The organism is Nonomuraea aridisoli, from assembly GCF_003236395.1.
In the GTDB taxonomy this organism is placed as follows: Bacteria; Actinomycetota; Actinomycetes; order Streptosporangiales; family Streptosporangiaceae; genus Nonomuraea; species Nonomuraea aridisoli.
Genome location: NZ_POUD01000308.1, coordinates 1 through 10,346 on the forward strand (window position 1 = coordinate 1; position 10,346 = coordinate 10,346).

At 74.3% G+C, this 10,346-nt stretch carries 7 protein-coding genes; 1 reads left to right on the forward strand and 6 read right to left on the reverse strand.

The genetic code is table 11. The features are described 5' to 3' along the window. Positions 1-19 precede the first annotated feature (19 nt). The 4 genes from C1J01_RS41475 to C1J01_RS41490 are packed head-to-tail and all read right to left on the reverse strand — an operon-like array spanning position 20 to position 3,852. A complete protein-coding gene (locus tag C1J01_RS41475; protein ID WP_235855011.1) occupies positions 20-1,027 on the reverse strand; it encodes a LacI family DNA-binding transcriptional regulator in 1,008 nt (335 codons plus the stop codon). A 56-nt stretch (positions 1,028-1,083) separates the two neighbouring features. Continuing rightward, the gene (locus tag C1J01_RS41480; protein ID WP_111184529.1) at positions 1,084-1,896 is read right to left on the reverse strand and encodes an ATP-binding cassette domain-containing protein; all 813 of its coding nucleotides are present in this window, start codon (positions 1,894-1,896) and stop codon (positions 1,084-1,086) included. Next, complete coding sequence (locus C1J01_RS41485) at positions 1,893-2,867, reverse strand: ABC transporter permease (protein ID WP_111184530.1); 975 nt, start codon at positions 2,865-2,867, stop codon at positions 1,893-1,895. Before C1J01_RS41485 ends, C1J01_RS41480 begins: the two co-directional genes overlap by 4 nt. Before the next feature lies 1 nt (position 2,868). Beyond that, positions 2,869-3,852: a sugar ABC transporter substrate-binding protein gene (locus C1J01_RS41490; RefSeq protein ID WP_111184531.1), complete on the reverse strand. Its 984-nt coding sequence runs from the start codon at positions 3,850-3,852 to the stop codon at positions 2,869-2,871. 147 nt (positions 3,853-3,999) lie between these two features. On the opposite strand from C1J01_RS41490, the gene C1J01_RS41495 reads away from it, so the two are divergent. Further along, positions 4,000-4,914, forward strand: coding sequence for a carbohydrate kinase family protein (locus C1J01_RS41495; RefSeq protein WP_111184532.1), 915 nt, complete (start codon positions 4,000-4,002; stop codon positions 4,912-4,914). A 16-nt stretch (positions 4,915-4,930) separates the two neighbouring features. On the opposite strand, the gene C1J01_RS41500 is transcribed toward C1J01_RS41495, so the two are convergent. Both C1J01_RS41500 and C1J01_RS41505 read right to left on the reverse strand, forming a co-directional pair. Next, on the reverse strand, positions 4,931-9,379 hold the full coding sequence (locus C1J01_RS41500) for a TIGR02680 family protein (RefSeq protein ID WP_111184533.1): 4,449 nt from the start codon (positions 9,377-9,379) through the stop codon (positions 4,931-4,933). Further along, a partial coding sequence (locus tag C1J01_RS41505; RefSeq protein ID WP_111184534.1) for a TIGR02678 family protein occupies positions 9,376-10,346 on the reverse strand: 971 nt, incomplete at its 5' end. The genes C1J01_RS41500 and C1J01_RS41505, both read right to left, overlap by 4 nt.

Here is a 10,346-nt window from a genome sequence, read left to right on the forward strand (position 1 = left end):
CTCCAGAGCCGCGGGTGAATCAGGGCGGGGGCAGTTCGCCGGAGCCGCGGGTGATCAGGCGGGTCGGCACGGTCGTGCGGCGGGCCCGGGAGCGGTCGCCGTCGAGCCGCCGCAGCACCATCTCGGCCGCCGCGGCCCCGACCCCCGCCGGGTCCTGGGCCACCACCGTCAGCGGCGGGTCGAGCGCCTCGGCCAGCGGCAGGTCGTCGAAGCCGACCACGGCGACCTCCTTGCGGCCCGCCCGCGCCAGCGCCACCACCACGCCCATCGAGGCCAGGTTGTTCCCCGCGAACACCGCCGTCGGCGGATCGGCCAGGGATAACAGCCGCATCGTCGCCTGAGCCGCGGCCTCCATGTCATGACCGGCCTCCACCAGCGCCCGGTCGAACGGCAGCCCCGCCCCGTCGAGGGCGTCGCGGTAGCCCTGGAACCGTTCGCGGCGGGTGTAGAGGGAGGCGGGAGCGTCGCCGACGAAGCCGATTCTGCGGTGGCCGTGGGCGACGAGGTGGGCGACGCCCGCCCGCGAGCCCTCGCGGTTGGCGCTGACCACGCAGTCGGCCCGCAGGCCGACCGCGGGACGGTCGAGGAAGACGATGGGCAGCCCGGCCATCCGTTCGGAACGCAGATGGCGGTGGTCGCTGGACGCCGCGGGAACCACCATGAGGGCGCTGACCCGGCGGGCCAGGAAGGTCGCGATCAGCGACTGCTCGAGACCGGCCGTCTCGCTGGAGGAGCCGACGATGAGCGTGAGCCCGCGGGCCCGCACCGCGCTCTCGACGCCGCCCGCGACCGTGCCGAAGAACGGGTTGCCCATCTCGGGGACGACCAGGCCGATCGCGGCGTCCCGGGCGCCGACGCGCATGTTGCGGGCCATGAGATTGGGCCGGTAGCCGAGCTTCGTGACCGCCGCCAGGACGCGTTCGCGGGTCTCGACGGCCACCGGGCCGTCGTCGTTGAGCACCCGGGAGACGGTCTTCGCGGTGACCCCGACCTCACGGGCCACGTCGGTCATCGTCGGACGCCGCATCGGGCCCATGCTAGTCGCCCACCCCCAGGTCCGGCCGCGCCCAGGGCCGGCCGTCCTCAGGACCAGCCGATCGCGTCCGCCGCGCTCTGGTCCACCACCACGGACCTGCCCTCAGACACCTGCAGCGCGCCGGTCATGATGGCCACCACCTCGGCCATGCTGTGGTCGCGCGGGCTGATCTCGGCCACCCGGCGGCCGAGGCGCTGGACGTGGACGCGATCGGCGATCTCGAAGACGTGCGGCATGTTGTGGCTGATCAGCACGACGGGCGTGCCCCGGTCGCGGACCTGCCGGATCAGGTCGAGCACCTGGCCGGACTCCTTGACGCCGAGCGCCGCCGTGGGCTCGTCCATGACGACGACGCGGGTGGCCCACGCGACGGCCCTGGCCACCGCCACGCCCTGGCGCTGACCGCCGGACAACGACTCGACCGGCTGGCTGAGCGAGCGCAGCCCGATCTTCAGCTCGGCCATGTGCCGGGCCGACTCCTGCCGCATGCGCTTCTTGTCGAGCATCCGGAAGACCTTGCCCAGCACGCCGGGCTTGCGCAGCTCGCGGCCCAGGAACATGTTCGTGGCGATGTCGAGCGAGGCGGCGATCGCGAGGTCCTGGTAGACGGTCTCGATGCCGTGCCGGCGCGCGTCGAGGGGGTCGCGCAGGCGCACGGGCTCGCCGTCGAGCCGGATCTCGCCGGCGTCCGGCTGCAGCGCGCCGGTCAGCGCCTTGATCAGGCTCGTCTTGCCGGCGCCGTTGTCGCCGATGACCGCCAGCACCTCGCCGGGCAGCAGGTCGAAGTCGGCGCCGTCGAGGGCGACGACGTGACCGTACCGCTTGGTCAGGCCGCGGGCCTGGAGCACCGGGGTGGTCATCGGTTCCTCCTGCGGGAGAGCTGGTCGACGGCGACGGCGAGGATCACGAGGATGCCGGTGATCAGCGTCTGGTAGATCGACGGCACGCCCATGAGCTGCAGGCCGTTGCGGAAGACCCCCACGATGAGCGCGCCGACCAGCGTCCCGATCACCAGGCCGCGGCCGCCGAAGAGGCTGGTGCCGCCGAGCACGACGGCGGTGATGCTGTCGAGGTTGTCGGTCTGGCCGGCCTGCGGGTCACCGACGCCCGTCCGGGAGACGAGCAGCAGGGCGGCGATGCCGTAGATGAGACCGGCCAGCGTGTAGACGCCGACCGTCAGCCGGCGGGTCCTGATGCCGGTCAGCCGGGCCACCTCGGGGCTGTTGCCGAGCGCGTACACGTGGCGGCCCCAGGCGGTCGAGCCCAGCAGGTACGCGAACAGCAGGAACAGCAGGATCGTCAGCAGCGAGCCGTAGGTGACGTTCGTCTGCCCGACCTGGAACGTCTGCCCGAGAAACGTCAGCGGGTCCGGCAGACCCACCACCGTCTGCTCGTTCGAGTAGATGTGCGTCAGCGCGAACGCCACGTTCAGCATGCCGAGCGTCACGATGAACGGCGGCAGCGAGATCCGCGTCACCAGCAGCCCGTTGACCAGCCCGAACGCGGCGCAGACGGCGAGCCCGGCGGCCACCGCGAGCAGCGGCGGCAGGCCGTTGTCCACGGCCAGCTTGGTCATCACGATCCCGCCGAACGCCATGATCGCGCCGCACGCCAGATCGATGCCCGCGGTCAGGATGATCAGGGTCTGGCCGATGGCGAGCGTGCCGACCACCATGACCTGCTGGATGATCAGCGAGAAGTTGGGGCCGGTGAGGAACTGGTCGCTGTTGAGCCCGAAGAACGCGCACGCGAGCACGAGCGCCGCCAGCGGCCCGGCGACGGGCGTGGCGACCAGCCGGCGGGTCAGCGGCGGCGCTTCGATCACCGCCATGTCAGCCCCAGCAGTTGGCCAGGCCGAAGGCGGTGTCCTGCGCCTCGACCCCGGGGACGGCCTTGTCGGTGATGAGGGTGACGCCGGTGTCGGTGTAGCCACTCGCCTTCTGGCCGCTCTTCGCGAACGAGGCCACGGCCTTGACGCCCTCCTCCGCCATCTTGAGCGGGTACTGCTGGCTGGTCGCGGCGATCTGCCCGGACTGCACGGCCCTGGTGCCGGTGCAGCCGCCGTCCACGGAGACGATCAGCACGTCCTTCTCGCGGCCCTTGGCCTTCAGCGCGGTGTACGCGCCCAGCGCGGCCGGCTCGTTGATGGTGTAGACGAGGTTGATGTCGGGCGCCCGTTGCAGGCAGTTCTCCATCGCGGTCTGTCCTCTGGCCTGGTCGCCGCGGGTGTCCTGGGAGCAGACGACGGACGGGTCGCCCTCCTGGATGCCGAACCCCTTGAGGAAGCCGTCGTGCCTGAGCTGCCCGACCGTGATGCCCGGGGCCAGGTCGAGCGTGGCGATCTTGGCGGGCTCGCCGGCCATGGCGGCCTTGGCGTACCGGCCGATCAGCTCGCCGGCCTTGAAGTTGTCGGTGGCGAACAGCGCGTCCGTGGCGTTCTGCGGGTCGGTCGGCGTGTCGAGCGCGATCACCAGGACGCCGGCGTCGCGCGCCTTCTGGATCGCGGGGACGATGGCCTTGGTGTCGCTCGGCGTGATGAGGATGCCCTTCACCCCGGCGGCCACCATGTTCTCGATGGCGGTGATCTGGGAGGCGTTGTCGCCGTCGAACTTGCCCGCGGCGCTCATGAGCTCCATGCCGCTCGCCTGGGCGGCCTTCTCGGCGCCTTCCTTCATCTTGACGAAGAACGGGTTCGTCTCGGTCTTGGTGATCAGGCCTACCTTGGGCGGGGCGGAGGCGCTCTGCCCGCCGCCGCCACCGCACCCGGTGAGGAGGAGCGCTGTGACCAGGAGTCCTGCCGGAATTTTCGCGTTCATGGGCGGTCCTATCAGAGGGACTCGCTGCCATCGCCGACCTATGTCAACGTTGACATCCGCTGTGCTGCGATGATGAACTCCGCTCCGGGAAACGTCAATGCCCCCAGGCCGTAACAGACCGGCAACGCTCATGAGAGGCAGCTCCCGATGATCGCCGTCCTTGGCGAGTGCGTCGCCGACGCCTTCACCTCCCCCGGGGTGCCCATGGAGTTGCGGGTGTTCCCCGGCGGCGGGCCGGCGAACACGGCCGTCGCGCTGGCCCGGCTCGGCACGCCCACCCGATTCCTCGGCCGCCTCTCCCACGACGTGTTCGGCGGCGCGTTCCGCGAGCGCCTGACCTCCTCCGGAGTGGACCTGTCGGCGTCCGTCGAGGCCGCCGAGCCGAGCACGCTCGCCATCGCCGCCCTCGACGAGGACGGCCGGGCCGCGTACACGTTCTACGCCACCGGCACCGCCGACTGGCAGTGGAGCCCGCACGAGCTGGGGCCGGAACGGCTCGAGCCGGCCTCCTGCCTGCACACCGGCTCGCTGGCGCTGGTGAAGGGGCCGGGCCGGGAGGCCGTGGAGGAGTTCGCACGGGCGGCGGCCGAACGGGCCACGGTCTCGGTCGACCCGAACGTCCGCCCCAGCCTGGCCGCCGAGGACGACTACCAGGTGGCCCGCTGGTGCGCGTGGGCCGACATCCTCAAGCTCAGCGACGACGACCTCGGCTTCCTGCTGCCGGGCGTGCCGCCGGACGCGGCCTGCGACGTCTACCACGAGGCGGGCGCCCGCCTGGTCGTCGTGACGAGGGGCGCTTCCGGCGCGCTCGTCTCGCTGGACGGCGAGCGCGCCACGGTGGCCGCGCCGAAGGTGGAGGTCGCCGACACGGTCGGGGCCGGCGACGCGTTCACCGCGGGCCTGCTGCACGACCTCGGCGCGAAGGGCCTGCTCGGCGGCCGCCTCGACGCCCTCGACCTGCCCGCGGCCGTGCGGGCGGCCGAGTTCGCCGTACGGGTGGCCGCCCTGACGTGCACGGTCCCCGGCGCGGACCCGCCCTGGGCGCGCGACCTCACCCTCTGATCAGTCGGCGGGCTGATCAGTCGGCGGGCACCGTGCGGTAACCGTTCCAGACGAAGCGGGCCGTCGTCACCGCGTCGTCGCCGTCGCCCGTGATGAGCTGGTGGATGGCGATGCCGTCGAGCTCGCGGTATTCGCACCACTCGTGGTCGGATGTCAGCACCAGGTCCAGCCCGAGGTCCACCAGCAGGTCGAACACCTGGCCCCGGTTCGTCTTGTCCACCCCGACGAACACCTCGTCCAGCAGGATGAAGCGGGGGCAGCCCGGGTCGGTCTGGTAGTGCGCGGCCACCGCGGCGAACAGCGGCAGGTGCAGCGCGATCGCCTTCTCCCCACCCGACAGGGCGCCGTGCAGCTTCCTGGTCAGCTCCTGCCAGCCCTGCCCGTCGCCCCGGTCCAGCTTGACCGCGAACCGGTGCCAGGCCGTGTAGTCGAGCACCCTCATCAGCTGGTCCTCCCAGCTCGCCGAGGAGTCGTCGGCGCGGGCCTCCTCCACACGGTCGCGGAAGAAGACGTACAGCTCCTCCTTCTCGGCCTCGCTCAGCCCGGCGGGGTCGCGCAGCAGCAGGTCGCGGGCGGCGCGCGTGCCCGGCGGCTGGGTGGGGTCGACCTGCCAGACCAGCCGGACGGCCACCCGGGAGGCGGTGCGGACGCGTTCCAGGCGCTGGTTCATGGTCTCCACCAGCGCCGTCGCCTGCCGGATCCGGTCGGCCAGGTGCCGCCGCGTGTCACCGGCGAGCGTCCGGTCGAACAGGTCGCGTTCGGCGTCGGTGATGTCGGAGCGCCGCTCGTCGCGTTCCAGGCGCAGTGCCCTGCTGAGCGCCGCCGCACCGGTCCTGACGCCGTTGACGGTGGCGGTCAGCACCTGGACGTCCTCGTCGGGGGCCAGCTCCAGGTCCGCCCGGTCGGCGAGGACCTCCCTGGCGTGGTGGAAGGCGTCCCGGAGCCGCGCCTCCGCCTCCCTGACGCTCTTCTGCTCGTACGGCACCGAGGCGAGCTGCTCGGCCAGGGACGCGGCCGCCTCCAGGACGGCCCGTGTCCCGGCTCCGGGGGGCAGCTCGATCGTGACCTGCGCGTCCCCCGGCAGGTGCCCGGCCGCCAGGCGGCGGAACCGGTCGCACACCTCGTCGCGCACCCGCCCGGCCTCGGCGTGCCGGTCCTCGGCGGTGCCGAGCTCGCCGCGCAGCCGGCCGAGCCGGGCGTTGAGCCGCGCCAGCTCGTCGTGGCCGGCCTTGATGTGGCGGCGGCATGCCTGGTAGGCGTTCTGTGCGTCCTGGAGCCGGTCGAGCACGCCACCGTGTTCATCACCGGCCACGGAGTCCCCGGCCACGGGGTCGCCCGCCGCTGAGCCGCCCGCCACGGAAGCGCCGGGCAGGGAGTCGGCGGCCACCGATTCGGCGGCGGCCAGCCGCTCGGCCAGCACGACCGCCTGTGAGGCGGCCTCCTCGGCGCGTTCGACGGCCTCGACGGCGAGGCGTTCGCAGGTGCGGGCGGTCTCGGCGGCCAGCTCGGCGCGCTCCCGTGCGGCGCGCGCCTCGGCCCGCCGGTCGTGCCAGACGGCGCCGGTCGCCTCGGCGGCGCGCAGGGCCTCCTCCAAGGCATCGAGCGCGGCGGCCGCGGTGGGCAGCGCGTGGCGGGCGGCCAGCTCGGTGAGCCCGCGCAGCGAGCGGCCGACGTCCTGCTCGCGCTCGCGCAGCCGCTGCTCGTGGCGGCGCAGATCGTCCTCCAGCAGCGCCACCTTCCGCACCGCGCCGTCGAGCGCCTGCACGGCGTCGGCGTACGGCCGGCGGTCGGGCCTGCGGCGCAGTTCGGCGGCGAGCGTCTCCCGCTCGCCCTGCGCCACGGCGAGCTGGTGGTCGCACTCGGCGATGCGGCCGGCCAGCTCGCTGAGCCGGTCGTCCAGCTCGGCGACGCGCCGCCGCCTGGCGCGCTCGCGGGCGGTCGCGCCGATGTAGGACGGCTCGGGCTTGACCCAGCGGCCGGCCGCGGGGCCGAGACGCCAGGTGCCGTCCGCGCCGATCACGGCCGGGTGGTCGACGCCGATCGCGGTGGGGGCGAACGCGATGCCGCCGAGCACGGCGTCGGCCGGCACCGCCGAGTCGGCCTCGGTGAACAGCACGTGGGCCAGGCTGTAGCCGGGAGCCGGCCGCGACAGGGCGGCCACGGCGAAGGCGTCGTGCTCGCCGGGGTCGAACCCGCCGTCGGGGCGCAACCACAGGTCCAGCAGGCCGGAGGCTTCGAGCGCGGCCTCCACCCCGGCCTGCGCGACCGGGTCGAGGCCCGAGCGGAACGCCACCGCCCGCCACAGCGGGGTGCCGGGCCCGCGCCGGGCGGCCGCGCCCCGGGTGTGCGGGGCCGGGGGCGCGAGAACGGTCTGCTCGTCGAGGCGCTCCCGTTCGGCGACCAGCTCGGCGCGTTCGGCGACCAGGCGTTCGCGCAGGCTCGTGACCTGCTGCTCGCGGGCGGCCAGCTCGACGGCGGCCATCGTCCGCGCCGTGCCCACCAGCTCGTCGGCGCGTTCGAAGTGCTCGGCCAGGCCGGCCAGCGTGCCGGGGTCGAGCTGGAGCTGGGTGCAGCCGCCCGCCCATTCGCCCAGGTCGGCGGCCAGGTCACGGGCACGTTCCGCGCGTACGCGCTCGGCTCGTTCGCAGGCCTCCTGGGCGGCCGCCAGGTCGTCGCGGGCGCGGTCGCGGTCGTGCTCGGCGGCGGTACGGCGCCTGACGGCCTCATCGTGCTCGGCGGTGCCCGCCCTGACCTCCCTGATCTGCGCCGCCCGGCTGCTCACGGCGGCCCGCAACAACTCCCTGACCCGCCGCCCAGCCTCCTCGAACCCCTCAGGCCCACGAGAACCCACGCCCTCCCGCACGCCACCCTGCGCGCGCGAGCCCGACCCGGACTCGCCGGGCTCGCCACCCTCGACAGGCTCCCAGACACCGCTCGACGCGCGCGAGCCCGCAGCGCCCTCGCCTGGCCCGCGCTCGGCGCCTTGACGGACGCCCGGCTCTCGGTCTTCCATGCCGCCCCGGGCCGCGACCCGGTCGGCGTCTCTCCCATCGCGCTCGCCTTGTGCAACGGTCTCGTCGTCACCCCACCACATGTTCTGGCCGCCGTCGGCGCGCTGGGCGTCGCCCCGGGCTGAATCCCCGTCGGCGAGCGGCTGGTCAACGGTGATTCGGGGGGTCACCGGGCTTCGGGTGGTGTGTTCGGATTCTTCGTGGACGGCGAGGAGGCCGGCGCGTTCGGCGGCGTGGCGGGCCTCGGCGCGGGCGCGGTCGGCGAGGCCGGCCGCCGTGCGGGCCGCCGCTTCGGCGTCGGCGGCGAGCTCCTGCTTGACCGTGACCGCGCGGGCCGCGTCGCCGGCCTGGTCGCGCAGGCGGGCGGCCGCCTCGTGCGCCGCCTGCGCCTCCGTGCGCAGGCGGTGCAGGTCACGCCCGGACCGGTACGCCTCGCTCTCCTTGAGCCCGTCGATCCGCGCGGCCAGGGCCAGCTCCCGCGCCTCCTGCTCCCCCAGCCGCGCGGTGGTCGCGTCGAGCTCCCGCTCGGCCTCCTTCAGCGCCTCCCGCCTGCCCCTGACCTCGGCGGCCAGCGACTCCAGCGCCGACCCGGCCGACGTCACCGCCGCGGCGGCGGCGCGCAGCACCCGCTGGGCGTAGCCGCGCTGCCGGGCGGCGAGCCGTTCGGCCTCCGCCACGTCCCGGTCGAGCAGCCGCAGCTCCTCCCGCTGCCGGTCCAGCCGCTCGAACCCTTCGGCGATCTCGTGGATCTCGCCCTCACCGAGCGGCGGCAGCGCGCTCGACAGCAGGTCGGACAGCAGCCCGGGGTCGAGCCGTTCGGACAGCTTGGGGGTGCGCAGCTGGCGCAGCGCGGTCAGCAGGGAGTCGTAGCGCTGCTCGTTGAGACCGCGGTAGAGCGTCCGGCGCACGACCGTGCGGTAGGCCTCCGCGGAGTCGTACACGGTGCCGGAGGCACCCAGCTCCTCGGCGAGCTGCGCCCGGGTGAGCGGCTGCCCGTTCTCGCCGCTGAGCCGGATGCCGTCGGGGGTGTCGACCCGCGCCTCGGAGGTGAAGTACGCGGCGGTGACGTTCTTGGTGTGGACGGTGGCCTGCAGCCGCGCGCCGCAGGTGAACCAGCGGCCGTCGGCGTGCCCGAACTCCAGCCACACGTACCCGACCCTGGTGGCGCCGCCGGCGCCGTCGCCCATGAGGTTCCAGTGCATGGTGCGCTCGGTGCCGCCGAATGTGGACAGCCGGCTCGGCTTGAGACTCGCGTCGAGCACGTACGGCAGCAGCAGCTCCAGCACCTTCGACTTGCCGCTGCCGTTGGGCCCGCGCAGCAGCAGCCGGCCCCGGTGGAACTCGAACACCTCGTCGTAGTAGCGCCACACGTTGAGGATCCCGGCGCGTACGGGGATCCAGCGGGCGTCCACGCCCCGGGCGGCACGGGGCGTGGCGAGCTCGGTCACGGTCATCGGTCCTCCTGATCGTCCGGCCCGGGATCGACCCGGTAGCGGGCGGCGGCGGGCAGCGCGGCGACCCGGTCCCCCGTACGGCGGGCCAGGCCGAAGAGGGTGAGCACCTCCAGCGCGTCGGCCGCGAGGCGCGGCCCGCCGCCGTCGGACTGGTAGGCCTTGGCCCACTGCGGGAAGCGGCGCAAGAGGTCGGCGGCCTCGGCGTCGAGGCGGGCCGTCGTGACGGGCCCGGCGGTGACGAGGAGGTCGAGCAGGAGCAGGGCGGCCACCTTGGCGTGGCCGCCGTCGTCGGGGAAACGGGTGTCGGTGGCGATCGCGTCGGCGTCCACCAGGAGCAGCCCCTCGGCCCGTTCCTCCAGCACGAACCCGGCCTCCTCGGCCGCGCGGCGGACGAGCTGCCGGCCGGTCACCGAGGCGGCGTACGCGGCCTCGGCTGGGGTCAGGTCGTCGCGGTAGACGACGGGCTCGTCCAGCAGGCGGCGGATGAGCGAGTGGCGGGCCTGCAGGGCGCGCTGGGTCGCCGTCTGCTCCGCGCCCTGTTCCGCGCCCTGTTCCGCGCCGCCGTAACGGGACTCGGCGGTGAGGGAGCCGGGCAGGCCGCGGGCGTCGGCGCGGGAGGGCGGCACGGGCGCCGCGAGCAGCCTGACCACGAGGGTGGTGTCGACCCGGTAGAGCACCTTGGCGTCCTCGTCGCCGAGGTAGGCGTCGGTGGCGCCGTCCATGGCGGTCAGCGCGCCGTAGTGCTCCAGCAGCTTGAGCGCGTCCGCGAACGCGGCCCGCTCGTCGTTCCTGACCGGGTCGAACGCCGGCACGCCGGGCTCGACCGCGGCCGCCTGGGCGACCCGCCGGGCGAGCATCCCGATGGTGGTGACCGGCGCGGCGAGCAGCTCGGCCGCGCACAGGCACAGCAGCGTGTACCGGCGGCGGTCGAAGGGGGCTCCGCCGGCGGTACACGCTGCTGTGCCTG